Source organism: Pseudomonas sp. P1_F7 (assembly GCF_056405655.1).
Window position 1 is genome coordinate 266,152 of sequence record NZ_JBFUBR010000003.1, and the last position, 26,054, is coordinate 292,205.

General features: G+C 60.5%; 20 protein-coding genes and 4 tRNA genes. 19 read left to right on the top strand and 5 right to left on the bottom strand.

The genetic code is table 11. From position 1 onward, the window contains the following. Positions 1–80: 80 nt before the first annotated feature. A complete protein-coding gene (locus tag AC1D1M_RS05240) occupies positions 81–230 on the bottom strand; it encodes a hypothetical protein (protein ID WP_477774811.1) in 150 nt (49 codons plus the stop codon). On the opposite strand from AC1D1M_RS05240, the gene uvrB reads away from it, so the two are divergent. Then, on the top strand, positions 229–2,244 hold the full coding sequence (uvrB, locus tag AC1D1M_RS05245) for an excinuclease ABC subunit UvrB (protein ID WP_223448395.1): 2,016 nt from the start codon (positions 229–231) through the stop codon (positions 2,242–2,244). The genes AC1D1M_RS05240 and uvrB overlap by 2 nt on opposite strands. 108 nt (positions 2,245–2,352) lie before the next feature. Here the strand turns inward: uvrB and AC1D1M_RS05250 are convergent, their stop codons facing one another. Both AC1D1M_RS05250 and AC1D1M_RS05255 read right to left on the bottom strand, forming a co-directional pair. After that, positions 2,353–3,903: an MDR family MFS transporter gene (locus AC1D1M_RS05250; RefSeq protein ID WP_477774812.1), complete on the bottom strand. Its 1,551-nt coding sequence runs from the start codon at positions 3,901–3,903 to the stop codon at positions 2,353–2,355. After that, the gene (locus AC1D1M_RS05255) at positions 3,893–4,981 is read right to left on the bottom strand and encodes an HlyD family secretion protein (protein ID WP_477774813.1); all 1,089 of its coding nucleotides are present in this window, start codon (positions 4,979–4,981) and stop codon (positions 3,893–3,895) included. Before AC1D1M_RS05255 ends, AC1D1M_RS05250 begins: the two co-directional genes overlap by 11 nt. A gap of 219 nt (positions 4,982–5,200) precedes the next feature. Here AC1D1M_RS05255 and gltX point away from each other — a divergent pair, with 219 nt between their 5' ends. The 10 genes from gltX (at position 5,201) to AC1D1M_RS05305 (ending at position 11,168) form a co-directional block, all read left to right on the top strand. Beyond that, positions 5,201–6,682 (top strand): glutamate--tRNA ligase, encoded by a 1,482-nt coding sequence (gltX, locus tag AC1D1M_RS05260; RefSeq protein ID WP_090454210.1) that lies wholly within the window; start codon positions 5,201–5,203, stop codon positions 6,680–6,682. Positions 6,683–6,884: 202 nt separating this feature from the next. Next, positions 6,885–6,960 (top strand) — tRNA-Ala (locus AC1D1M_RS05265). 79 nt (positions 6,961–7,039) lie between these two features. Then, positions 7,040–7,115 (top strand) — tRNA-Glu (locus AC1D1M_RS05270). A gap of 53 nt (positions 7,116–7,168) precedes the next feature. Further along, positions 7,169–7,244, top strand: a tRNA-Ala gene (locus AC1D1M_RS05275). Between the two features lie 80 nt (positions 7,245–7,324). Then, positions 7,325–7,400, top strand: a tRNA-Glu gene (locus tag AC1D1M_RS05280). Between the two features lie 185 nt (positions 7,401–7,585). Further along, complete coding sequence (locus AC1D1M_RS05285) at positions 7,586–8,125, top strand: TetR/AcrR family transcriptional regulator (protein WP_057715584.1); 540 nt, start codon at positions 7,586–7,588, stop codon at positions 8,123–8,125. A 29-nt stretch (positions 8,126–8,154) separates the two neighbouring features. Further along, positions 8,155–8,988, top strand: coding sequence for an alpha/beta fold hydrolase (locus tag AC1D1M_RS05290; RefSeq protein ID WP_477774814.1), 834 nt, complete (start codon positions 8,155–8,157; stop codon positions 8,986–8,988). Positions 8,989–9,037: 49 nt separating this feature from the next. Beyond that, positions 9,038–9,499, top strand: a complete 462-nt coding sequence (locus AC1D1M_RS05295) for an acyl-CoA thioesterase (RefSeq protein ID WP_477774815.1) — start codon at positions 9,038–9,040, stop codon at positions 9,497–9,499. A gap of 130 nt (positions 9,500–9,629) precedes the next feature. After that, a complete protein-coding gene (locus AC1D1M_RS05300) occupies positions 9,630–10,589 on the top strand; it encodes a tRNA dihydrouridine synthase (protein WP_008050845.1) in 960 nt (319 codons plus the stop codon). A gap of 132 nt (positions 10,590–10,721) precedes the next feature. Beyond that, the gene (locus tag AC1D1M_RS05305; protein ID WP_085722999.1) at positions 10,722–11,168 is read left to right on the top strand and encodes an Hsp20 family protein; all 447 of its coding nucleotides are present in this window, start codon (positions 10,722–10,724) and stop codon (positions 11,166–11,168) included. Between the two features lie 46 nt (positions 11,169–11,214). Here AC1D1M_RS05305 and AC1D1M_RS05310 read toward each other — a convergent pair whose 3' ends face one another. Together AC1D1M_RS05310 and AC1D1M_RS05315 are read right to left on the bottom strand one after the other, a co-directional pair. Further along, positions 11,215–14,493: a sensor domain-containing protein gene (locus AC1D1M_RS05310; protein WP_477774816.1), complete on the bottom strand. Its 3,279-nt coding sequence runs from the start codon at positions 14,491–14,493 to the stop codon at positions 11,215–11,217. Positions 14,494–14,560: 67 nt separating this feature from the next. After that, positions 14,561–15,451: a LysR family transcriptional regulator gene (locus tag AC1D1M_RS05315; protein WP_477774817.1), complete on the bottom strand. Its 891-nt coding sequence runs from the start codon at positions 15,449–15,451 to the stop codon at positions 14,561–14,563. A gap of 147 nt (positions 15,452–15,598) precedes the next feature. On the opposite strand from AC1D1M_RS05315, the gene leuC reads away from it, so the two are divergent. The 8 genes from leuC to truA all read left to right on the top strand — a co-directional run bounded on the left by leuC (position 15,599) and on the right by truA (position 26,024). After that, positions 15,599–17,029 carry a 3-isopropylmalate dehydratase large subunit gene (gene leuC / locus AC1D1M_RS05320; RefSeq protein WP_477774818.1) on the top strand — a complete coding sequence of 477 codons (1,431 nt, stop codon included), beginning with the start codon at positions 15,599–15,601 and terminating at the stop codon, positions 17,027–17,029. Positions 17,030–17,031: 2 nt separating this feature from the next. Beyond that, positions 17,032–17,676 carry a 3-isopropylmalate dehydratase small subunit gene (leuD, locus tag AC1D1M_RS05325; protein ID WP_045057951.1) on the top strand — a complete coding sequence of 215 codons (645 nt, stop codon included), beginning with the start codon at positions 17,032–17,034 and terminating at the stop codon, positions 17,674–17,676. Between the two features lie 144 nt (positions 17,677–17,820). Continuing rightward, positions 17,821–18,588, top strand: a complete 768-nt coding sequence (locus tag AC1D1M_RS05330) for a class I SAM-dependent methyltransferase (RefSeq protein ID WP_477774819.1) — start codon at positions 17,821–17,823, stop codon at positions 18,586–18,588. 51 nt (positions 18,589–18,639) lie between these two features. Continuing rightward, positions 18,640–19,722, top strand: a complete 1,083-nt coding sequence (gene leuB / locus AC1D1M_RS05335; RefSeq protein ID WP_046038178.1) for a 3-isopropylmalate dehydrogenase — start codon at positions 18,640–18,642, stop codon at positions 19,720–19,722. Positions 19,723–19,788: 66 nt separating this feature from the next. Then, positions 19,789–20,901 carry an aspartate-semialdehyde dehydrogenase gene (gene asd / locus AC1D1M_RS05340; protein ID WP_007975660.1) on the top strand — a complete coding sequence of 371 codons (1,113 nt, stop codon included), beginning with the start codon at positions 19,789–19,791 and terminating at the stop codon, positions 20,899–20,901. A gap of 208 nt (positions 20,902–21,109) precedes the next feature. After that, positions 21,110–22,120, top strand: a complete 1,011-nt coding sequence (locus AC1D1M_RS05345) for an aspartate-semialdehyde dehydrogenase (RefSeq protein ID WP_477774820.1) — start codon at positions 21,110–21,112, stop codon at positions 22,118–22,120. Positions 22,121–22,325: 205 nt separating this feature from the next. Then, positions 22,326–24,956: a motility hub landmark protein FimV gene (locus AC1D1M_RS05350; protein ID WP_477774821.1), complete on the top strand. Its 2,631-nt coding sequence runs from the start codon at positions 22,326–22,328 to the stop codon at positions 24,954–24,956. 243 nt (positions 24,957–25,199) lie between these two features. Continuing rightward, positions 25,200–26,024, top strand: coding sequence for a tRNA pseudouridine(38-40) synthase TruA (gene truA, locus AC1D1M_RS05355; RefSeq protein ID WP_477774947.1), 825 nt, complete (start codon positions 25,200–25,202; stop codon positions 26,022–26,024). Positions 26,025–26,054: the final 30 nt, after the last annotated feature.

The following is a 26,054-nucleotide window of genomic DNA, read 5'->3' on the forward strand; positions in this document are numbered from 1 at the left end:
TGGCGACAGGCGATTCGGCTTTTAAGGTAAGTTTTTCCGATTATTTTTCGACCGTTAGTCGATTGGTCGTGTCGGAGACTTTACCGGATGTAGGACGTTTGCCTTGAAAGCGCTGGCAATCGGCTCCACATTGAGCACAATCCAGTTTTTTCCTTGGGCGACATCGGTCGTTTGCGGTCTTTCTCGTTCGTGCCGGTTTTGCCGGCAAGAGTGATCCAGAGGTTTTTCATGTCTGAATTCCAGCTAGTCACCCGTTTCGAGCCCGCCGGCGATCAGCCGGAAGCCATCCGCCTGATGGTCGAGGGCATCGAGGCCGGGCTGGCGCACCAGACGCTGCTCGGTGTGACCGGCTCGGGCAAGACCTTCAGCATCGCCAATGTGATCGCCCAGGTACAGCGCCCAACCCTGGTGCTGGCGCCGAACAAGACCCTGGCGGCGCAGTTGTACGGTGAGTTCAAGGCGTTTTTTCCGAACAACGCGGTGGAATATTTCGTTTCCTACTACGACTACTACCAGCCCGAAGCCTACGTGCCGTCCTCGGACACCTTCATCGAGAAAGACGCCTCGATCAACGACCACATCGAACAGATGCGTCTGTCGGCGACCAAGGCATTGCTTGAGCGCAAGGACGCCATCATCGTCACCACGGTGTCCTGCATCTACGGCCTGGGCAGCCCGGAAACCTATTTGAAAATGGTGTTGCACGTGGACCGCGGCGACCGGCTCGATCAGCGTGAGTTGCTGCGACGCCTGGCCGACCTGCAATACACCCGCAACGACATGGATTTTGCCCGTGCGACCTTCCGTGTGCGTGGCGATGTGATCGATATCCACCCGGCGGAATCCGATTTTGAAGCGATCCGCATCGAGCTCTTCGACGATGAAGTGGAAAGCCTGTCGGCATTCGATCCGCTGACCGGCGAAGTCATTCGCAAACTGCCGCGCTTCACCTTCTACCCGAAGAGCCACTACGTGACACCGCGGGAAACCCTGATGGGCGCGGTCGAAGGCATCAAGGTCGAGTTGCAGGAGCGCCTGGAATATCTGCGCTCCAACAACAAGCTGGTGGAGGCCCAACGCCTGGAGCAGCGCACCCGTTTCGACCTGGAAATGATCCTCGAACTGGGTTACTGCAACGGCATCGAAAACTACTCGCGCTATCTGTCCGGCCGCGAAGCCGGCGCGGCGCCACCAACCCTTTACGATTACCTGCCGGCCGATGCCTTGCTGGTGATCGACGAGTCCCACGTCAGCGTTCCGCAGGTTGGCGCGATGTACAAGGGCGATCGCTCGCGTAAAGAGACGCTGGTGGAATACGGATTCCGCCTGCCTTCGGCCCTGGACAACCGGCCGATGCGTTTCGATGAATGGGAAAGCATCAGCCCGCAGACGATTTTCGTCTCGGCGACACCGGGCAACTATGAAGCCGAGCACGCCGGGCGCGTCATTGACATGGTAGTGCGCCCGACCGGGCTGGTGGACCCACAAATCGAGATCCGCCCGGCACTGACCCAGGTCGACGACTTGCTGTCGGAAATCTCCAAGCGCGTCGCTCTGGAAGAGCGGGTGCTCGTCACCACGCTGACCAAGCGCATGGCCGAGGATTTGACCGATTACCTGGCCGACCACGGCGTGCGTGTGCGTTATCTGCACTCGGACATCGACACCGTGGAGCGGGTCGAGATCATCCGCGATCTGCGCCTGGGCACCTTCGATGTGCTGGTGGGGATCAACCTGTTGCGTGAAGGCCTGGACATGCCGGAAGTCTCATTGGTGGCGATTCTCGATGCCGACAAGGAAGGCTTCCTGCGTTCCGAGCGTTCGCTGATCCAGACCATCGGCCGCGCGGCACGTAACCTCAATGGTCGGGCGATTCTGTATGCCGACCGGATTACCGGTTCCATGGAGAGGGCGATCGGTGAAACCGAGCGTCGTCGTGACAAGCAAATCGCCTTCAACTTGGCCAACGGCATCACACCAAAAGGCGTGTTCAAAGACGTTGCCGACATCATGGAAGGTGCCACCGTGCCCGGTTCGCGCAGCAAGAAGCGCAAAGGCATGGCCAAGGCCGCCGAGGAAAACGCCAGGTACGAAGCGGAATTGCGCTCGCCGGGCGAGATCGCCAAGCGTATCAAAGCCCTGGAAGAGAAAATGTATCAGCTTGCCCGCGACCTGGAGTTCGAAGCGGCGGCGCAGATGCGCGACGAGATTGCCAAGTTGCGCGAAAGACTTCTGACGGTCTGACACAAATTCTGTAGGAGCTGCCGAAGGCTGCGATCTTTTGATCTTGTTTTGAAAGGAACAATCTAAAGATCGCAGCCTTCGGCAGCTCCTACGGTAATTTGCGGTGAGTCAATGAGCCTCACCCGCCTTCAACCCCTCCGGCAATTTCCTGGTCAGCAACACCGCCACCATGCTGATCCCCAGCGCAATCCCGACAAAATGAAACGCATCGTTATAGGCCATGATCGACGCCTGTTGATGCGCGATCTCGCTGAGTTTGCCCAGTGCCGCCGTTTCATTGCCCAGTCGATCGGCCAGCGAGGCAATACGTTCAGCCACCTGTGGATTGCTCGGCACGATCGACTCACGCAGGTAGTCAAAGTAAACCTTGGTTCGCGCATCCAGCAGCGTGGCGAGCAGGGCGATGCCGATGGCGCCGCCGAGGTTGCGCAGGATGTTGAACAGGCTCGAAGCCGATCCCGCATCCTGGGGCAGGATATAGGCGGTAGCGATCAGCGAGATGGTCACCATGATCAGTGGTTGGCCCAGGGCGCGGATGATCTGGATCTGATTGAACTGCGGCCCGGCAAAGTCCGGGTTCAGCACGCCCGAAGAGAAACTCGCCAACCCGAATAGCCCGAATCCCAATGTGCACAGCCATTTCGGCGAGACGAACTTCATCAGCTTGGGTACCAGCGGAATCAGAAACAGCTGCGGCACGCCCATCCACATGATCACTTCGCCAATCTGCAAGGCGTTGTAGTTCTGGATCTGCGCCAGGTAAAGCGGCAGCAGGTAGATCGAGCCGTACAGCCCGACCCCCATTCCGACGCTGGAAATACTGGATAAGCCAAAGTTGCGGTTGCCGAGGATGCCGAGGTTGATCAGCGGATTGGGTTTGGAAAACTGCACGATCACAAAGGTGATCAGGCTGACCAGCGCGATGCTGCCCAGGGTCACGATCAGGTTCGATTCCAGCCAGTCCTTGCGATGGCCTTCCTCCAGAAACACCTGCAAACAACCGAGCCCGACGCCGAGGGTGAGAATGCCGGCGTAGTCGGTGCTTTTCAGCAATTCCCAGTGCGCTTCTTTTTTCTCCAGACCGTACATCAGGCCGGCGATCATGATCAGCCCGGGCGGGATGTTGATGTAGAAGATGTATTCCCAGCCCCAGTTCTCCGTCAACCAGCCGCCGAGGGTCGGGCCGATGGAGGGAGCGAAGGTAGCGGTCATGGCGAACATGGCCATGCCCTTGGCGCGGTGGTGTTCCGGGAGTTTGATCAGGGTCAGGGTGAACGCCAGCGGAATCAGCGCGCCACCGGTAAACCCTTGCAGGGCGCGGAACACGATCATGCTTTCCAGGCTCCACGCCATGGAGCAGAGCAGGGAGGCCGCGAGAAACCCGAGGGACACCCACACCGCCAGGCGCCGGGCTGACAGCAACTGCACGAGCCAGGCGGTGAGCGGGATCATGATGATTTCCGCCACCAGGTACGAGGTGGAGATCCACGAGCCTTCTTCCAGGGTCGCCGACAGCGCGCCCTGGATGTCCTTGAGCGAGGAGTTGGTGATCTGGATGTCCAGCACCGCCATGAACGCACCGAGCATCACGCTCATCACCGCAATCCAGTCCCGCCGGGTCGGTTCGCCGACCGGGCGGATCAGTTGATCACCGGCCATCGTCAGGGGCGTCTTTGTGGCTCACTTTGGGGGTGACATCTTCAGGGGCGTCCTTGATGTTCACCTTGGCGGTGACCGACATGCCCGGGCGGATCTTGCCGCGCAGCGGATTGTCCGCGGCGAAGGTCAGTTTTACCGGAATCCGTTGTACGACTTTGGTGAAGTTGCCCGTGGCATTGTCCGGCGGCAACAGGCTGAACTGTGCGCCCGAGGCGGCGAACAGGCTGTCGACCCGGGCTTTGATTGGGGTGTCGCTATAGGCGTCGAAGGTCAGCTCGGCTTCCTGGCCGGGCTGCATGTGGCCAATCTGGGTTTCCTTGAAATTGGCCTGAATCCAGATGTCTTCGTCCGGCACGATCGACAGCAGGTAGGCGCCGGCCTGCACGTATTGGCCTTCGCGGGCTGCACGCTGGCCGATCAGGCCGCTGATAGGCGCGTGGATTTCGCTGCGGGTCAGGTTCAGTTCGGCCTGGGCCAGGTCGGTTTTTGCGTTGGCGATCTGCGCGTCGAGGCGTTTGATCTCGGCGGTCAGTGCATTGACCTGCTGGCGCTGACTTTGCGCGTCGGCCTGGGCCTTGGCCACTTGCGAGCGGGCGATGTGGGATTCGGCGGAGAGGGTGGTCACCCGTTCTTCCGAGACATAACCGGGTTTGCGCAAGGTCTCGGCGCGGGTCAGGTCGATCTGCGAGCGACCCAGGCTGGCCTGGCTGGACGCGACTTGCGCTTCGCTGGCGGCAATCAGGCTGGCCTGTTGGGTCAGTTTGCTCTGGGCTTGCAGACGCTCGGCCTGGCGGGTGGCCAGGGCGGCATTGGCGCGGTCGACAGCGAGGCGGAAGTCGTCGCCTTCGAGTTTGATCAGCAACTGGCCTTTCTCGACATGCTGGTTGTCCTGCACCAGCACTTGGTCAATGCGCGCGCCCAATTGGCTCGACACACGGGTGATCTCGCCCTGGACATAAGCGTTGTCGGTGCTTTCATAAAAGCGCCCCTTGAAGAGCCAGTGGGCAAACAGCCCCCCCGCAATCAACAGGACCATCAGCAGGAAGGTGAAGAGGCGACGCTTGAGTTGGGCAGGCATGAGGCAAACTGTAGTCGAGAAATTGTAAGAGAAGTTATCAGCAGGCAAATCTGGCATACAGCCGATAAACGGTAAATGCCATCGGCCGATATCCGCGGCATACGGGCGTTACAGCCGCAACCTTGGCTTAAATGCCCTGTTCGCTGGAGCCGGGCGGGTGTCGCCTGTTACCATTCGCGCCTTGTTTGAACTTTGCTTTTTTTCTTTTCGAGACATGCCATGACCACCGTCCGCACTCGCATCGCGCCATCGCCTACCGGGGATCCCCACGTAGGTACCGCTTACATCGCCTTGTTCAACTACTGCTTTGCCAAGCAACACGGCGGTGAGTTCATCCTGCGGATCGAAGACACCGACCAACTGCGTTCGACCCGCGAGTCCGAACAGCAGATTTTCGACGCCTTGCGCTGGCTCGGCATCGACTGGAGCGAAGGCCCGGACGTCGGCGGCCCGCACGGTCCGTACCGTCAAAGCGAGCGCGGCGATATTTATCAGAAGTATTGCCAGCAACTGGTCGAAATGGGCCATGCCTTCCCGTGCTTCTGCACCGCCGAAGAGCTGGACCAGATGCGCGCCGAGCAGATGGCTCGCGGTGAAACCCCGCGTTACGACGGCCGCGCGCTGCTGCTGTCCAAGGAAGAAGTCGCCCGTCGCCTGGCGGCTGGCGAGCCCCACGTTATCCGGATGAAAGTACCGAGCGAAGGCGTCTGCGTGGTGCCGGACATGCTGCGCGGCGACGTTGAAATCCCGTGGGACCGCATGGACATGCAAGTCCTGATGAAGACCGACGGCCTGCCAACCTACTTCCTGGCCAACGTGGTCGACGACCACCTGATGGGCATCACCCACGTATTGCGTGGCGAAGAGTGGCTGCCATCGGCGCCGAAGCTGATCCTGCTCTACGAATATTTCGGCTGGGAACAACCGGAGCTGTGCTACATGCCGCTGCTGCGTAACCCGGACAAGAGCAAGCTGTCCAAGCGCAAGAACCCGACCTCGGTGACGTTCTACGAGCGCATGGGCTTCATGCCGGAAGCGATGCTCAACTACCTGGGCCGCATGGGCTGGTCGATGCCGGACGAGCGCGAGAAGTTCTCGTTGCAGGAAATGGTCGACAACTTCGATCTGAAGCGCGTGTCCCTCGGCGGGCCGATCTTCGACATCGAGAAGCTGTCGTGGCTCAACGGCCAATGGCTGCGTGACCTGCCGGTGGAAGAGTTCGCCGCGCGCGTGCAGAAGTGGGCGTTCAACTCCGAATACATGATGAAGATCGCGCCGCACGTGCAGGGCCGGGTCGAAACCTTCAGCCAGGTGGCACCGCTGGCCGGGTTCTTCTTTGCCGGTGGCGTGAACCCGGACGCGAAACTGTTCGAGTCGAAGAAGCTGTCGGGCGATCAGGTTCGTCAGTTGATGCAGTTGATCCTGTGGAAGCTCGAAAGCCTGCGCCAGTGGGAGAAGGACAGCATCACCGCGACCATTCAGGCGGTGGTCGAGTCCCTGGAGCTGAAGCTGCGTGACGCCATGCCGCTGATGTTCGCCGCGATCACGGGCCAGGCCAGCTCGGTATCGGTGCTCGATGCGATGGAAATCCTCGGGCCGGACCTGACCCGTTTCCGTCTGCGCCAGGCGATCGACCTGCTGGGCGGTGTGTCGAAGAAAGAAAACAAAGAGTGGGAAAAGCTGTTGGGCGCTATCGCCTGACACGCTTGCTGAAGGACTGATGGCCATTGTGTACGCCCGTCGTTGGGCGCGCAGTGGTCCTCAGACCCCGATTTTTCGGGGCGAGGGCGGTAAGTGATTGTTATGTCGGCAAAAAATTTTAATTTTTTTGAAAAATAAGTTTGACAGGCTTTCGATACACCCTTAAGATTCGCCCCGTCCTCAGCGATGACATCAACGATGAGGGGCTATAGCTCAGCTGGGAGAGCGCTTGCATGGCATGCAAGAGGTCGACGGTTCGATCCCGTCTAGCTCCACCAATTTACACTTCAAGGTCTGGCCACACCGGCCTTGAAGCGATCAACACTCAGCGTTGATCTGTTGTATAGAAGGGTTTGCGTCCCCTTCGTCTAGTGGCCTAGGACACCGCCCTTTCACGGCGGTAACAGGGGTTCGAGTCCCCTAGGGGACGCCAGTTTTACAGAAGCGATGTTGCAAGATGTCGCTCCGCCGCGAGGCGAAAAATCCGGGGCTATAGCTCAGCTGGGAGAGCGCCTGCATGGCATGCAGGAGGTCAGCGGTTCGATCCCGCTTAGCTCCACCAATTTTACAGTTCAAGGTCTGGCCACACCGGCCTTGAATCGATCAGCACTCAGCACTGATCAGTTGTATAGAAGGGTTTGTGTCCCCTTCGTCTAGTGGCCTAGGACACCGCCCTTTCACGGCGGTAACAGGGGTTCGAGTCCCCTAGGGGACGCCACGATTACCCGCTCTGCGGGATTTATAAGGGTCATTCAATTATTGAATGGCCCTTTTGTTTGTCTGGCGTTTGGCCAAATTCCTCCATTTCCAAAAAAAACTGCTCTTCAGACCAGCGGTCACACCCATGACTTGCTAAAATTTATTATGAGAATAATATTTCAATCGTAATATTCGGAGGCAACGATGAACGATAAAAAAGCTCAAACCCGCGAACGCATCCTCAAGGCTGCCAGCGCAGCGCTGATTCAGCGCGGCCCGGCCGAGCCAAGCGTGGGCGAAGTGATGGGCGCGGCGGGCCTGACGGTTGGCGGCTTCTACGCACACTTCGAAAGCAAGGACGCGATGATGCTGGAGGCGTTCAGGCAATTGCTCGGTCACCGCCGCGACCTGATTGCCGACATGGATGCCGAATTGACCGGCGAAGAGCGCCGCGCGCTGGTGGCAGCGTTTTACCTGTCGCGCAAGCACCGTGATTCCTCCGAATCGGCCTGTCCGATCCCGGCATCGGTCGGCGAACTGGGGCGGCTGCCGGAAGCGTTTCGTGTCGCCCTGAATGAACATGTGGAATTGATGGTCGCGCAGTTGGCGGCCAGCCCTGAAGAAACCGAAAAAGCCCTGGCCGACATGGCCTTGATGGTGGGTGGGTTGGCTCTGGCGCGGGCGCTGGGGCCAGGAGAATTGTCCGATCGATTACTGCGCGCCGCCAAATCGGCAGTGCGTTGACCTGAAGGCTGCGGCCTGAGGAGAATGCGATGAGCGCGTTAAAGTGGGTTCGTGGCGTTAATGGCACCTTGGGCTGGTTTGCCCCGAAACTGGTCGCTAGCAAAATGCGACTGGCCTTCATGACACCGCGGGATCTGCCGCCCCGTGACTGGGAACTGCCGCTGTTGGCGAGGTCCGAGCGGATCACCTTGCGCTTCGGCCTCTCGGCGTTGCGTTGGGGGCAGGGCCCGGCCGTGTTGCTGATGCACGGTTGGGAAGGGCGGCCAACGCAGTTTGCCAGCCTGATCACGGCGTTGGTCGATGCCGGTTACTCGGTCGTGGCCCTGGATGGTCCGGCCCACGGTCGTTCACCGGGCAGTGAAGCGAATGTGGTGCTGTTCGCCCGCGCCATGCTTGAAGCGGCCGCCGAACTGCCACCCCTGCAAGCGGTCATTGGCCACTCCATGGGCGGCGCCAGTGCGATGCTCGCGGTCCAGATGGGCTTGCGTACCGAAACCCTGGTCACCATTGCCGCTCCGGCGCGAATTCTCGGCGTGTTGCGTGGGTTTGCCCGCTATGTCGGGCTGCCACCGAAGGCCCGCTCGGCGTTCATTCGCCAGGTCGAGAATGACGTCGGCATGCGCGCCTCGACGCTGGATGTCGCTCACTATCAGCTCGATATGCCCGGCCTGATTGTCCATGCCGAAGACGACAACCTTGTCTCTGTGAAGGAATCCCAGCTGATTCACGAAGCCTGGTTCGACAGCCGCTTGCTGCGCCTGCAAGAAGGTGGGCATCAGCGGGTGCTGGCTGACCCTCGGGTGATTGATGGCGTGTTATCACTGCTGGCCGGTCGCCGTCTGCAATCGCGCCAATCCGCCTGAGCTTCCGTTACACTGCCCCGGTCGAAATTATCTGACCAGGGAGTCGGGCATGGGCTGGGATCGGGAAACGCCGTTCATCATTGATCTGCAAGTGAGCGCCGAGGACATTGACGGGTTGGGGCACGCGAACAACGCAGTCTACGTGACCTGGCTCGAACGCTGTGCCTGGCGCCACTCCCAACGCCTTGGCCTGGACCTGGTCGAATATCGGCGGCTGGACCGGGCGATGGCGGTGGTGCGGCACGAGATCGATTACCTGGCGGCTGCCTATGAGGACGATGAGTTGCAATTGGCGACCTGGATCGTCGATTGGGATCAGCGCCTGAAAATGACCCGGCATTTCCAGTTGAAGCGCCCCAGCGACAATGCAACGTTGCTGCGCGCGCAAACCACGTTCGTCTGCATCGAGCTGTCCACCGGCAGGCCCAAGCGCATGCCGGTAGAGTTCATTGAGGGCTATGGCCCGGCGTTGATCCAGTGTGGGAGCGAGCTTGCTCGCGATGAACGATAACGCGGTGTGTCTGATAAACCGCATTGCCTGAATCGCGAGCAAGCTCGCTCCCACAGGTGGTCGCGATGTTCTGCAGATTCTTCGCGCAATCCAGTAAACTGCCGCACGTTTTTCCTCGAGTGTGTTTTTCATGCAAATTGCTTTGGCGCCCATGGAGGGGTTGGTCGACGACATCCTGCGCGATGTGCTGACCCGCGTGGGTGGTATTGACTGGTGTGTGACCGAGTTCATTCGGGTCAACGACCAGTTGCTGACGCCTGCCTATTTCCACAAGTTCGGCCCGGAGTTGCTCAACGGTGCCCGGACGGCCTCCGGCGTGCCGCTGCGTGTGCAACTGCTCGGTTCCGATCCGGTGTGCCTGGCAGAAAATGCCGCGCTGGCCTGCGAGCTGGGTTCCGAAGTGATTGACCTGAACTTTGGCTGTCCGGCCAAGACCGTCAACAAGTCCCGTGGTGGCGCGGTGCTGCTCAAGGAACCCGAGCTGCTCAATCAGATCGTCGAGCATGTCCGTCGTGCCGTCCCCGCACATATTCCAGTCACCGCCAAGATGCGTCTCGGCTTCGACAGCCCGGACGGTTCGCTGGTGTGTGCCACGGCACTGGCCGAAGGCGGCGCCGAACACATCGTGGTGCACGCGCGGACCAAGGTCGACGGCTACAAGCCACCGGCGCACTGGGAGTGGATTCCGCGGGTGCAGGACGTGGTCAAGGTGCCGGTGTTCGCCAATGGCGACATCTGGAGCGTCGAAGACTGGCGTCGCTGCCGCGAGATCAGCGGCGTGGAAGACATCATGCTCGGGCGTGGCCTGGTTTCGCGTCCGGACCTTGCCCGGCAGATCGCTGCGGCGCGGGCCGGTGAAGAGGTGGTCGAGATGACCTGGGCCGAGTTGCTGCCGTTGATTCAGGACTTCTGGCTGCAAGCCAAGGCACAGATGACGCCACGCCAGTCGCCGGGCCGCCTGAAGCAATGGCTGGCGATGCTGACTCGCAATTATCCCGAGGCGGTGGAGCTGTTCACCGTGCTGCGTCGTGAGACCGAGCTGGATAACGTCTCGCGCTTGTTGGGGCTGCCGGTGGCTGAGGCCGCCTGAAACTTTTTATAAAAAAAGCAGAAAATAATCTCTTGAAATGCAATCAGCGGTCCCTATCTAAGGGTTACGCGATGCCGAATTCGGGTCGCGGAGACAAAAAACCTTGCTGATTGTTTTCAGGAGATTTGAAACATGAGTACTGCATTTTCCCTGGCCCCACTGTTCCGTTCCTCGGTAGGTTTCGACCGTTTCAACGACCTGTTCGAAACCGCCCTGCGCAATGAGCCAGGCAGCACCTATCCACCCTACAACGTGGAAAAACACGGTGACGATCAATACCGCATCGTCGTAGCCGCCGCCGGTTTCCAGGAAGATGACCTGGAGCTGCAAGTCGAGAAGGGTGTGCTGACCATCAGTGGTGGCAAACGTGACGCCAACGAGGGCGTGACGTTCCTGCACCAGGGCATTGCCCAGCGTGCGTTCAAGCTGTCCTTCCGTCTGGCGGACCACATCGAGATCAAGGCTGCCGGCCTGAGCAACGGTTTGTTGAGCATCGACCTGCTGCGGGTGATCCCGGAAGAGGCGAAAGCCAAGCGCATCCCGATCAACGGGGCGCAAAAACCGGCTCTGCAACACTAAGTCGGAGCAAGAAGAAGGGCGCCATTGGCGCCCTTTTTTGTGCCCGTCACTTCAGGAGTTTTTGAAACTCTTCGACCGGCAACGGCTGGCTGTGCAAATACCCTTGGTAGAAGTGACACTCCAGCCCCTGCAGGAACTCAAGCTGCTCCGCCGTTTCCACCCCTTCGGCAATCACCTTCAAGTCCAGGCTGTGGGCCATGGCGACGATGGCGCGGATGATCTCGGCGTCGTTCGGGTCGCTGGTGGCGTCGCGGATGAACGACTTGTCGATTTTCAGGGTGTCGACCGGCAAGCGCTTGAGGTAGGTCAGCGAGGAATAGCCGGTGCCGAAGTCGTCCATGGCGAAGCTCACACCGAGTTTTTTCAGGCGGCGCATTTTGTTGATGGTGTCTTCCAGGTTCTGGATGACGATGCCTTCGGTGATTTCCAGCTTCAACAGGGAGCAGGGCAGGCCATGGCTGGTCAGGCTGTTTTCGACGCGCTCGACGAAGTCGTTCTGGCGGAACTGGCGCGGGCTGATGTTCACGCACAAGCTGAATTTGTACGGATTCACCAGACCGTCGTCGATCAATTGCTTGAAGGCCTGGCAGGCTTCGTCGAGGATCCAGGTGCCGACCTCCAGAATCAGTCCGCTGTCTTCCAGCACCTTGATGAACTCGGTGGGTGACTGCCTGCCGAGCTCCGGATGATTCCAGCGCACCAGGGCCTCGGCGCCGACGATGCGGTCGCCCCGGGCGTCGACCTGGGGTTGGTAATGCACGCGAAACTCACCCCGGGAAAGTGCCAGGCGCAAATCGGTTTCCATACGCAGGCGTTCGCTCGCGGCCTTCTGCATGGTGTTGTGGTACATCTGCGCGGTATTGCGGCCCGAGTCCTTGGCGCGATAGAGCGCGATGTCGGCGCGCTTGAGCAGGTCGGTCGGGGTCGAACCGTGATCGGGGATCAGCGCAATGCCGATGCTTGGTGTCACTTGCAGGCGCTGGCCGTCGAGGAACATTGGTTCGGACAGCAGCTCGCGGATGGTGTCGGCCAATTCGCGAACCTGATCGCTGACCTCGCTGCGCGAGCCTTCAAGGCCACTGAGCAGTATCACGAATTCGTCACCGCCCAGGCGTGCGACGGTGTCTTCCATGCGCACGCTGGCCTCCAGGCGCGCGGTAATGATTTTCAGCACGGTATCGCCCACCGGGTGCCCGAGGGAGTCGTTGATGTGCTTGAAGTGGTCCAGGTCGAGGAACATCAGCGCGCCGCGCAGGTTGTGGCGCTTGAGCAGGGCGATCTGCTGGCTCAGTCGGTCCATCAACAATGCGCGGTTGGGCAGGTTGGTCAGTGGGTCGTGGTAGGCCAGGTGGCGAATCTGCGCTTCGGCGTTTTTCAGCAGGCTGACGTCTCGCGCGGTCAACAGCAGGCAGGCGGTTTCGTTGAGGGTAATCGGTTCCACCGAGACTTCGACGGTGAGCAGTTCGCCGCGCTTGTTGCGCCCGAGCATTTCCTGGTGATGAACCCGACCCTTGATCTGCAATTCGGCGAGCAGCGCCGAGCGTTGTTTTTCTTCGGCCCAAATTCCGACCTGATACACCGTGCGGCCCACCACTTCCTCGGCGCGGTAGCCGGTCAGGCGGCAGAAGCCGTCGTTGACCTCCAGATAGCGCCCAGTGTCGCGCTCGGTGATGGTGATGGCGTCGGGGCTTGAGTGGAAGGCCTTGGCGAATTTCTCTTCACTGGCCTTGAGCGCCGCTTCCGAGCGCTGTTGCTGGGTGATATCGCGCAGCGTGGTGACGATGCAGGGCTGGTCGCCGACGCTGATCTGGCGGCTGGAAATCACGCAGGTCAGAGCCTGTCCGTCCTTGTGCTGGACCAGAATGGCGACGTTGTTCAGGCCTTGTTCGCGGATCACTTGTTCGATCCGTCGCAGGCTTTTCGCCGAAGCGTCCCACAGGCCTATTTCGTCGGCGCTGCGGCCGATCACATCGGCGGTGCTCCAGCCGAAGGTCTGGGTGAAGCTGGAGTTGATTTCAATGAACTGGCCGCTGTCCTGGTGGGTGACGCAGATCGGATCGGGGCTGACCTGGAACAGCGTGGCGAATTTCTCTTCGGAGGCCACCAGCCGTTGTTCGCGCTCCACCTGGTCGGTGATGTCGAGCAATGTGCCGGCCATGCGCACCGGCACGCCGTTTTCATCGCGGTAGAGGCGGGCGCGGCTTTCCAGGTAGCGCGAGCTGCCGTCGGGCAATTGCACGCGGTAGGTCAATTGATAGTTGCCGGCCGGGCCTTCACGCAGGCTGCGGTAAGCATCACGCATGGTGTCGCGTTCTTCGCCGGGCACGCCTTCGAAGAACTCGTCGAAGGACTCGTGAAAGGGTTTGGCGTCCAGGCCGTGCAGTTGGGCGGCCCGTGCCGATCCGTAGAGCATGCCGCTGGGAATGTGCCAGTCCCAGGTGCCGAGCTGCGCCGAGTCCAGGGCCAGGTCAAGGCGTTCCTGGCTGTCCTTGAGGGCATGTTCGGCGACTTTGCGTTCGGTGGTGTCAAGGAACGTGCTCAGTAGATAGGGCTGGCCTTCGAGCTCGACTTTTTGCGCGCTGAGGATGCCGTCGTGGATCTGGCCGTTGCTGGCGCGAAACTGCACTTCCATGCTGACCAGGTCGCCTTTGGCTTTAGTGGCCTTGACCAGTTCGTCCCGTTGCTCGGGGTGTACCCACAGGCCCAGCTCCAGGGTGGTGCGGCCAATCGCGTTTTGCACCGGCCAGCCGAACAGGCTTTCGAAATACTGGTTGGCTTCGGAGATCAGGCCGTCTTCCTGGCGGGTCAGCAGGACCATGTTCGGGCACAGGTGAAACAGGGTGGCGAAGCGTTTTTCCGAGCTGCTCAACGCCTGTTCGCGCTGGCGCTGGTGGGTAATCTCGCGGATTACGCCGATCATCCGTGGCCTGCCGTGCTTGTCCGGCAACAGGCTGCCGTTGATTTCCAGCCAGTGCAGGCTGCCATCGGGCCAGCGGATACGGTGATGCATCGCTTGCTCCAGTGGCGCGCCAGCGATGACCGCGTGGAAGGCGCGAAGGGTTTTCGCGCGATCTTCCGGGGGCAGCAGGTCAAGGTATTCCAGATCCCGTGGCAGCGGTTGCCGGGGATCGAAGCCGAACAACGCCTGCGTGCCCCGGGACCAGCTGATCTGCCCGCGCTCGATGTCCCAATACCAGGCGCCCAGGCGCGCGCCGTTGAGCGCGGCCAGTAATTGCGAGGCACTTTCCCAGCTCTGTTCGGAGCTTTTCGGGTCAATTGCCTGAATACGCGGCATTGGCGGAATTCGGTCAACAGATTTCGGCATTGGCAAGCCTTGGGCTGAGTTTGAGCGTTTGTTGCAGGAATTCGCGGCTCTATAGGAGTAGCACAAGTCAGCCTTGAGTCCCTGGCAGATCGAGTTGAGCGTCCAGCAAGGCCATGAAGGCCCGCGCAGCATTCGACAGCGTCCTTTCCGTGTGCAGGATATAGCCTAGCTGGCGTGTGAGCTGTATGCCCGGCAAAGGTATGCGCGCCACCTGATCATCGAGCATGGTGCGCGGCAAAACGCTCCAGGCCAGGCCGATCGAGACCATCATCTTGATGGTTTCCAGGTAGTTGGTGCTCATGGCGATGTTTGGCGTCAGGCCCTGGGCTTCAAACAGCCGCTGCACAATGTGATGGGTAAAGGTATTACCGCCGGGGAATACCGCCGGGTGTCGGGCGATGTCCGCCAGGCTGACCTTGCCGTTGTTGAGCAGAGAATGCTCCGGAGCGACCACGAAATCCAGCGGGTCGTCCCACACCGGCGTGGCCTTGACCAGTGCATGAGGTTCCGGTGCCAGGGTAATGACCGCCAGTTCGGCGCGGCCATGGAGAATTTCCTCGTAGGCCACTTCCGAATCGAGGAACTGAATATCCAGCGCCACTTGTGGGTAGCGTCGGGTGAACTCCCTTAACAAGGGCGGCAAACGGTGCAGGCCGATATGGTGACTGGTGGCCAGGGTCAGACGGCCGGTCACTTCGCCGGTGAGGTTGGTCAGGGCGCGGCGCGTATCATCGAGGACATTGAGAATCTGGTAGGCCCGCGGCAGCAGGGCGCGCCCGGCCTCGGTCAGGCCCACCTCACGACCCAGGCGATCGAACAACCGCACCTTCAATTGCTGCTCCAGCCCGGCGATTCGTTTGCTGATCGCAGGCTGGGTCAGGTGCAGCCTTTCGCCGGCGCCGGAGAAGCTTCCGGTCTCGGCGATGGCAATAAAAGCATTGAGGTTGGCCAGGTCCATGGTTGTATTCCAGTTGGTTATCCAAAGCATAAAAAATATGAATTTGAGTTATTTAATGTAACCCCATAGGATCAGCCTCACAAGCCAAAGGGTTATTGAGACTTTCAAAACCCGGGGCATAGAAACAAGCTGATGAGGAACCGTCTGATGGCCGGCAAAACGCTCTACGACAAGCTCTGGGATTCGCATTTGGTCAAGCAGCGCGACGATGGCTCTGCGTTGATCTACATCGATCGTCACATCATCCACGAAGTGACCTCGCCGCAAGCCTTCGAAGGCCTGCGTCTGGCCGGGCGCAAGCCATGGCGCATTGATGCCAATATCGCGACCCCGGACCACAACGTACCGACCACGCCGGAGCGCAAGGGCGGCATCGACGCCATCGTTGACCAGGTCTCGCGTCTGCAAGTGCAGACCCTCGATGACAACTGCGATGAATACGGCATCGTCGAGTTCAAGATGAACGACGTTCGCCAGGGCATCGTCCACGTCATCGGCCCGGAGCAGGGCGCAACCTTGCCGGGCATGACCGTGGTCTGCGGCGACTCCCACACCTCGACCCACGGCGCATTCGGCGCATTGGCTCACGGTATCGGCACTTCCGAGGTCGAGCATGTGCTCGCCACCCAGTGCCTGGTCGCCAAGAAAATGAAAAACATGCTGGTGCGCGTCGAAGGCCAGTTGCCGTTCGGCGTGACCGCCAAGGACATCGTGCTCGCCGTGATCGGCAAGATCGGCACCGCCGGCGGTAACGGCCACGCCATCGAATTCGCCGGCAGCGCGATTCGCGACCTGTCCGTCGAAGGCCGCATGACCATCTGCAACATGTCCATCGAAGCCGGCGCTCGCGTAGGCCTGGTGGCCGCGGACGAAAAAACCGTGGCATACGTCAAGGGTCGTCCTTTCGCACCGAAAGGCGCGGAATGGGACCTGGCCGTCGAAGCCTGGAAAGACCTGGTGACTGACGCTGATGCCACGTTTGATACCGTGGTCGAGCTCGACGCCGCGCAAATCAAGCCGCAAGTCAGCTGGGGCACCTCGCCGGAAATGGTCTTGGCGGTGGATCAGAACGTTCCGGATCCTGCCAAGGAAATGGACCTGGTCAAGCGCGACTCCATCGTCCGCGCCTTGAAATACATGGGTTTGACCGCCAACCAGGCGATCACCGACATTCAGCTCGACCGCGTGTTCATCGGTTCCTGCACCAACTCGCGGATCGAAGACCTGCGCGCTGCGGCGGTGATCGCCAAGGGCCGCAAAGTGGCCTCGACCATCAAGCAGGCCATCGTTGTGCCGGGCTCGGGTCTGGTCAAAGCCCAGGCTGAATCGGAAGGCCTGGACAAGATTTTCCTCGAAGCCGGTTTCGAATGGCGTGAGCCGGGTTGCTCAATGTGCCTGGCGATGAACCCGGACCGTTTGGAGTCCGGCGAGCATTGCGCTTCGACCTCCAACCGCAACTTCGAAGGCCGTCAGGGCGCCGGTGGTCGTACCCACCTCGTCAGCCCGGCCATGGCCGCGGCCGCCGCTGTGAACGGTCGTTTCATCGACGTCCGTGAATTGATTCAGGGAGCGCAGTAAGCATGAGAGCATTTACCCAACATACTGGTCTTGTCGCGCCTTTGGATCGTGCCAACGTCGATACCGACCAGATCATTCCGAAACAATTTCTGAAGTCGATCAAGCGCACGGGTTTTGGCCCGAACCTGTTCGATGAATGGCGTTACCTGGATGTGGGCCAGCCCTATCAGGACAACTCCAAGCGCCCGCTGAACAAGGACTTCGTCCTCAACGCCGAACGTTACCAGGGCGCCAGCGTGTTGCTGGCTCGCGAAAACTTTGGTTGCGGCTCCAGCCGTGAACACGCGCCGTGGGCACTCGAAGAGTACGGTTTCCGCAGCATCATCGCGCCGAGCTATGCCGACATCTTCTTCAACAACAGCTTCAAGAATGGCTTGCTGCCGATCATCTTGAGCGATGCGGAAGTCGATGAACTGTTCCAACAGGTCGAGGCCAATCCGGGCTACCAGTTGCAGGTCGATCTGCAAGCCCAGACCGTGACCCGTCCTGACGGCAAGGTGTTGAGCTTTGAAATCGATGCCTTCCGTAAGCACTGCCTGCTCAATGGCCTGGACGACATCGGCCTGACCTTGCAGGACCATGAGGCGATTGCGACGTTTGAGGCCAAGCATCGTGCGAGCCAGCCTTGGTTGTTTCGCGACGCTTGATTTTGCGTAAGGCGTAATGACGCCATCGCGAGCAAGCTCGCTCCCACACTGGATTTGCGGCGTTCACAAAACCTGTGGGAGCGAGCTTGCTCGCGATGAGGCCAGAACAGACACCCCAAGACTCACCCCCAAAAGGAAGTCCCCATGACCAGCAACGCCCAGCACACCCAGGTAGTCCAAAAGCAATTCGGTGAACAGGCTTCGGCCTACCTGAGCAGCGCCGTACACGCTCAAGGCACTGAATTCGCGCTGCTACAGGCCGAACTGGCCGGGCAGGGCGAGGCGCGGGTTCTGGACCTGGGCTGCGGCGCTGGTCATGTGAGTTTTCACGTGGCTTCGCTGGTGAAAGAGGTAGTGGCCTACGACCTGTCGCAGCAGATGCTCGATGTGGTGGCCGCTGCCGCTGTCGATCGTGGTTTTAGCAACATTTCCACGGTCAACGGTGCCGCCGAGCGCCTGCCGTTCGCCGATGGCGAATTCGATTTCGTCTTCAGCCGTTATTCGGCGCACCATTGGAGCGATCTCGGCGTGGCCCTGCGTGAGGTGCGTCGAGTCCTGAAGCCGGGCGGTGTGGCGGCGTTCGTCGACGTGTTGTCACCGGGTAGCCCGCTGTTCGACACTTACCTGCAAAGCGTCGAAGTGCTGCGCGACACCAGCCATGTGCGCGATTATTCCGCCGGCGAGTGGTTGCGCCAGGTCAGCGAGGCGGGGCTGCACACCCGCAGTACCACTCGTCAGCGCTTGCGCCTGGAGTACAACAGCTGGGTCGAGCGCATGCGCACACCAGAGGTGATGCGCGCGGCGATCCGCGAGTTGCAGCAGTCGATGGGCAATGAAGTGCGCGAATATTTTGAGATTGAAGCCGATGGTTCGTTCAGTACCGATGTACTGGTGCTGATGGCTGTGCGATAGAATTTTTCCGGGTGCGTCCATGGGCGCACCGACTGATGACATGAGGAAAGCATGAGCAAGCAGATTCTGATTCTCCCAGGTGACGGTATTGGCCCGGAAATCATGGCCGAAGCGGTCAAGGTGCTGGAATTGGCCAGTGACAAGTTCTCCCTGGGTTTCGAGCTGAGCCACGACGTGATCGGTGGCGCGGCCATCGACAAGCACGGCGTGCCGTTGGCCGACGAAACCCTGGAACGTGCCCGCGCGGCCGATGCCGTGCTGCTGGGTGCCGTTGGCGGCCCGAAATGGGATGCGATCGAGCGTGACATCCGTCCTGAGCGCGGTTTACTGAAAATCCGTGCGCAACTGGGCCTGTTCGGCAACCTGCGTCCGGCGATCCTGTACCCGCAACTGGCCGAGGCTTCCAGCCTGAAGCCGGAAATCGTTTCCGGGCTGGACATCCTGATCGTTCGCGAACTGACCGGCGGCATCTACTTCGGTGCACCACGCGGCACTCGTACCCTGGAAAACGGCGAGCGTCAGTCCTACGACACCCTGCCGTACAGCGAAAGCGAAATCCGTCGTATTGCCCGTGTCGGCTTCGACATGGCCATGGTGCGCGGCAAGAAGCTGTGCTCGGTGGACAAGGCCAACGTACTGGCGTCCAGCCAGCTGTGGCGTGAAGTGGTCGAGCAAGTGGCCAAGGATTACCCTGAAGTCGAACTGAGCCACATGTACGTCGACAACGCCGCCATGCAGCTGGTGCGCGCACCGAAGCAGTTCGACGTGATCGTCACCGACAACATGTTCGGCGATATCCTGTCCGACCAGGCCTCGATGCTCACCGGTTCCATCGGCATGCTGCCGTCGGCGTCCCTGGACACCAACAACAAAGGCATGTACGAGCCGTGCCACGGTTCGGCGCCGGACATCGCGGGCAAGGGCATTGCCAACCCGTTGGCGACCATTTTGTCGGTGTCGATGATGCTGCGTTACAGCTTCAACCAGCAGGCCGCAGCCGATGCCATCGAGAAAGCCGTCAGCCTGGTGCTGGATCAGGGCTTGCGCACGGGCGACATCTGGTCGGCCGGTTGTACTAAAGTCGGTACGCAGGAAATGGGTGACGCAGTAGTCGCCGCGCTGCGGAATCTGTAATCTCTCGGGCCCGCTACCAAATTCAAGACAAGGTAGCGGTCCACATTTCAAGAAGGTGTAGTTGCGATGAAACGTGTAGGTCTGATCGGTTGGCGCGGTATGGTCGGTTCCGTGCTCATGCAGCGGATGCTGGAAGAGCAGGATTTCGATCTTATCGAGCCGGTGTTTTTCACCACTTCCAATGTCGGTGGCCAAGGCCCGTCCGTGGGCAAGGACATTGCTCCGCTCAAGGACGCTTACAGCATTGAAGAGCTGAAAACCCTCGACGTGATTCTGACCTGCCAGGGTGGCGACTACACCAGCGAAGTCTTCCCCAAGCTGCGCGAAGCCGGCTGGCAGGGTTACTGGATCGACGCCGCGTCCAGCCTGCGCATGCAGGATGACGCGGTGATCGTTCTGGATCCGGTCAACCGCAAGGTGATCGACCAGCAGCTGGATGCAGGCACCAAGAACTACATCGGCGGCAACTGCACCGTCAGCCTGATGCTGATGGGCCTTGGTGGTCTGTTCGAAGCTGGCCTGGTGGAGTGGATGAGCGCCATGACTTATCAGGCGGCCTCCGGTGCCGGCGCGCAGAACATGCGTGAACTGATCAAGCAGATGGGCGCGACCCACGCCGCTGTTGCCGATCAACTGGCCGATCCGGCCAGCGCGATCCTCGACATCGACCGCCGTGTTGCCGAAGCCATGCGCAGCGACGCGTACCCGACCGAAAACTTCGGCGTACCGCTGGCCGGCAGCCTGATCCCGTGGATCGACAAGGAACTGCCGAACGGCCAGAGCCGCGAAGAGTGGAAAGCCCAGGCCGAGACCAACAAGATTCTCGGTCGCTTCAAGAGCCCGATCCCGGTCGATGGCATCTGCGTGCGCATCGGCGCCATGCGCTGCCACAGCCAGGCGCTGACCATCAAGCTGAACAAAGACGTACCGATCGCTGATATCGAAGGGTTGATCAGCCAGCACAACCCTTGGGTCAAGCTGGTGCCGAACAGCCGTGAGACCAGCATTCAGGAGCTGAGCCCGAACAAGGTCACCGGCACCCTGAACATCCCGGTTGGCCGTCTGCGCAAGCTGAACATGGGTTCGCAATTTGTCGGCGCGTTCACCGTCGGCGACCAGTTGCTGTGGGGCGCGGCCGAACCGCTGCGTCGCATGCTGCGGATCCTGCTTGAGCGTTGATCGACTGAAGTAATGAAAGAACCCGCGCCTTGAAAGAGGTGCGGGTTTTTTTATTGGCCGTTAAAAGATCGCAGCCTTCGGCAGCTCCTACAGGTGCTCGCATTCCTTTGTAGGAGCTGCCGAAGGCTGCGATCTTTTGTTCTAAATTGCCGAACCGCCAACCACCCGGTAAAGTGCCGCTCCCCCCGTTTCGCCAGAGGTAAAACCCATGAGCCAGACCATTGATATTGCCGTGATCGGCGCCACCGGTACTGTCGGCGAAACACTCGTGCAGATTCTCGAAGAGCGCGATTTTCCGATCGGCACCCTTCACCTGTTGGCCAGCAGCGAATCGGCCGGCAGTTCCGTACCGTTTCGCGGCAAGAACGTGCGGGTGCGGGAAGTCGATGAGTTCGACTTCAGCAAGGTGCAGTTGGCATTCTTTGCCGCCGGCCCGGCGGTTTCCTTGAGTTTTGCTTCCCGCGCGACCGATGCCGGTTGCTCGGTGATCGATCTCTCCGGTGCCTTGCCGGCCGAAAAGGCGCCGCAGGTCGTGCCAGAGGCCAACGCCCAAGTGTTGGCCGGCTTGAAAAAGCCGTTTCAGGTCAGCAGTCCAAGCCCGTCGGCCACCACGCTGGCGGTGGTGCTTGCGCCGCTGATGGATTTGCTCGATTTGCAGCGCATCAGTCTGACCGCCAGCCTCGCGGTATCGGCCCAGGGTCGCGAAGCCGTGAGCGAGCTGGCGCGGCAGACCGCCGAACTGCTGAATGTGCGGCCGCTGGAACCGAAATTCTTTGACCGGCAGATGGCCTTCAACCTGTTGGCCCAGGTCGGCAAACCGGATGAGCAAGGTCATACGCTGCTGGAAAAACGCCTGGTGCGTGAGCTGCGTCAGGTCATGGCGATGCCTGCATTGAAGATTTCCGTCACTTGCATTCAAGCCCCGGTGTTTTTTGGCGATAGCTATAGCGTGACCCTGCAGTCCGCGAGTGAAATCGACCTGGCGAAAATCAATGCGGCCCTGGAAGACGCACCCGGCATCGAGCTGGTGGAGGCCGGCGATTACCCGACGCCAGTGGGCGACGCGGTAGGGCAGGATGTGGTCTACGTCGGTCGGGTTCGCCAGGGTATCGACGACCTGTCGGAACTTAATCTGTGGCTGACGTCAGATAACGTACGCAAAGGCGCCGCGCTCAACGCTGTGCAGCTGGCCGAATTGTTGCTTAAAGGCCTGCTGTAAAAGATACTTTGCAACAATTTGTCGAATGATTCCGCGCGAGCCTATGCTTGCCGGAGTGCTGAAGGCGAGCCGCTCTGCGGGGCTTTCCGGGGCATCAATGAAATGACCGCGCGCGACGACCCTCGCCGTTGCGCGCAATGCCTTACGGCAGCGACTATCAATACCTTCTCGCTGGCCGAGGAATGTTCAAACTAAGGATGAGCTAATGGTTCAAGTTCGCAAACTGGTGTTAGCAATAGCGGCCGCCTCGGCGCTGTCCTCCGGTATGGCGCATGCCCTCGGGCTCGGGGAGTTGACCCTGAAATCGACGCTTAACCAGCCGTTGGTAGCGGAAATCGAGCTGCTCGATGTCAAGGATCTCACCGCCGCCGAAGTGGTGCCGAGCCTGGCCTCACCAGACGATTTCGCCAAGGCCGGTGTCGACCGCCAGGCGTTTCTCAACGACTTGACCTTCACCCCGGTGCTAAACGCCAGTGGCAAAAGCATCCTGCGCGTGACCTCCAGCAAGCCACTTTCCGAACCCATGGTGAAGTTCCTGGTTCAGGTCATGTGGCCGAACGGCCGTTTGCTGCGCGACTACAGTGTGCTGCTCGACCCGTCCAAATTCTCGCCGCAAACCGCTGAAGCGGCTGCGCAACCGACGTCAACGGTTGCCGCGCCCGTCACCGGTGCGACCAAACCGTCCCAATACACCACCACACCGCGCGATACCCTGTGGGAAATCGCCGCGAAGGCGCGTAACGGCGGTTCGATCCAGCAAACAATGCTGGCCATCCAGGCGCTGAACCCGGATGCCTTCATTGACGGCAACATCAACCGCTTGAAAACCGGCCAGGTGTTGCGCCTGCCGGACCAGGCGCAGAGCACGGGCCTGCCGCAACCCAAGGCTATTGCCGAAGTAGCCGCGCAAAACAAGGCCTGGCGTCAGGGTCGTCGATATGTGGCGAAACCCGGGTCAGGCCAGCAACAGCTCGATGCCACCCATCGTGCCCGCACCGATGGTGCTCCGGCGCAAGCGGCCACCGACAAGCTGAGCCTGGTGTCTGCCGAGTCCGGCAAGAACCGTGGCAAAGGGGCTGCCGGAGATGCGAAGGCCCTCAGCAACAAGCTGGCGGTGACCCAGGAAAGTCTCGATACCAGCCGTCGTGATAACGCCGAACTGCAAAGCCGCATGGCCGACCTGCAAAGCCAGGTGGACAAACTGCAGCGCCTGATCGAGTTGAAGAACAACCAACTGGCCAAGTTGCAGGCCGAGGGCGCTGCGGGTGCACCAGCGGCTGCGACAGCGCCGGCGATGTCGGCCGAGCTGGCTGCCAACCCGGCGGCAGCGCCTGCTCCGGCTGAAACTGCGCCAGTGGTCACAGCGCCCGAGGCAACTCCGGCACCGGCCGAGAAGCCCGTAGAGGCGACACCGGCCGCATCCGACGATCAGAAATTCAATGAGTTGTTGAGCAATCCGGTGCTGCTGGGCCTGGTGGGTGGCGGTGCGGGGATTCTGCTGCTCTTGCTGCTGTTGCTGGCGCGCCGCCGCAAAGCCCAGCAAGCAGCCGAAAAGCATTTGCGCATGGCCCGTGCCCTGGCCGAAGAACAGCCGTTCTCGGCCGATTTCGACTTGCCGCAAAGCAGCTTCGAAGGCCTGGAAGTTCCGCCGCCGAGCGTGAAGCTGGCGACTGCCCCGACACCTGCTCCCGCGCCAGCACCGGTGGTTGCTCCGGTGGTGATGACCACGCCGATCGCCGCGCCTTTGGTGGCGCCGGCTGCCGAGCGTTCCGACGACGTGCTGGGCCAGGCTCAGTCACACATCAATGCCGGTCGCCTGAACCAGGCTGCCGCGTTGCTGGAGGACGGCGTCAAGCAGGAGCCGAAACGCAGCGACTTGCGCTTGAAACTGATGGAAGTCTACGGCCAGCAAGGCGATCGCGATGCGTTCGTTGGCCAGGAGCGTCAGTTGGTGGCCAATGGCGATAACTTCGCCCAGGTTGAGAAGCTCAAAAGCCGCTTCCCGGCCATGGCGCTGGTCGCTGCCGGTGGCATCGCCGCGGCCGCCGTTGCTGCCGAGCTGGATGCGCAATACGTCAAGGATCTGTTGCTCGATGAGCCGCAAGCAGCGGCGCCAGAGCCAGAGCCTGCGCCGTTCGAGGATGACCTCGACAGCGCCTTCGACCTGAGTCTGGATGATCTGGACGCAATTACACCTGTGGCACCTGTACCTGCACCTGCACCTGCACCTGCGCCGGAGCCTGAAGTGGCGGCGTTGGCAGATCTGGACGAATTCCCGCTGGACGACGATCTGAGTTTTGAGTCGGTGTTGCAGCAACAGACTGAAATCAAGGAAAGCCTCGACGATCTGTCGGACTTCGACCTCGACCTGGATCTCGGTGCGCAACCGTCGCCGGCGATGCTGGCTGAAGACGATTTCCTGCTGGATCTGGGCGAAGGCGTGAAGGATTTTCCGGTCGCCGAAACCTCGGCTGTTCCTGAGGTCGCGCTGGATGACCTGGAATTGCCGGCCGATTTCGATCTGTCACTGGCCGACGAACTGGACGCACCGGATGCGTTCGCGGCAGAGCTGGATGATGTCAGCGCCGAACTGGAGAGCCTGTCCAACAGCATCGGCGAACCGACCTTTACCGAAGCAGATGCCGCACTGGGCGACGATGATGACTTCGACTTCCTCTCGGGTACTGACGAAGCCGCTACCAAGCTCGACCTGGCTCAGGCCTATATCGACATGGGCGACAGCGACGGTGCTCGCGACATCCTCAAAGAGGTGGTGAGCGAAGGCAGTGCCGAGCAGAAGAGCGAAGCCGAGGAAATGCTTTCGCGCCTGGCTTGAGTGATCGGTAGGTTGTAAACAGAACGGCAGCCCATTGAGGCTGCCGTTTTTGTTTTGTCGGTGATGCGTTGGTGTTTTCGAAATTGCTATCGCGGGCTTGGTCCGGGCGGCGATCCGACGATGAGGCCGGAACAGTCAAAGGAGATCCCTCTGGCATCCCCGCCCGGCGGCCTTATAATGCCCGCCTTTGGTACATCATCAGGCTGTCCTTCCTTGGCAAATATAGATAACCCGGCCGCCGAAATGGCAGCCGACGGCTTTTTCCGGATCGCGCTGGGCGTTGAATACAAAGGCTCGCGCTATCGCGGCTGGCAGCGCCAGGCGTCCGGGGTGCTCACTGTGCAGGAAACCCTCGAAAACGCCTTGTCCAAAGTCGCTGACTCGCCCGTTTCGCTGATGTGCGCCGGGCGTACCGACGCCGGGGTGCATGCCTGCGGACAGGTGGTGCATTTCGACACCCAGGTCGAGCGTTCGATGAAGGCCTGGACCATGGGCGCCAACATCAACTTGCCCCACGACGTCAGTGTCAGCTGGGCCAAGGTCATGCCGGCGCACTTCCATGCGCGGTTCAAGGCCATCGCCCGGCGTTATCGCTATGTGATCTACAACGACCAGATCCGCCCGGCGCACCTGAACGAAGAAGTGACCTGGAACCACCGTCCGCTGGACGTCGAGCGCATGGCCGAGGCCGCTCAACACCTGCTCGGCACCCATGATTTCAGTGCTTTTCGCGCCGGTCAGTGCCAGGCCAAGTCGCCGATCAAGGAGCTGCATCACCTGCGCGTCACTCGTCACGGCAAGATGATCGTGCTGGATATTCGCGCCAGCGCCTTCCTGCATCACATGGTGCGCAACATTGCCGGCGTGCTGATGACCATTGGCGCTGGTGAGCGTCCGGTGGAGTGGATGAAAGAGGTGCTGGAGAGCCGTATTCGACGGACCGGTGGTGTGACCGCGCATCCATTCGGCTTGTATCTGGTGCAGGTCGAGTACCGTGACGAGTTCGAGTTGCCGGAGCGCTACATCGGTCCGCACTTCCTGACCGGATTCTCGGAACTTGGCGGCTGACGCCCTCGAACGCTTTTGTTACCATCCGGG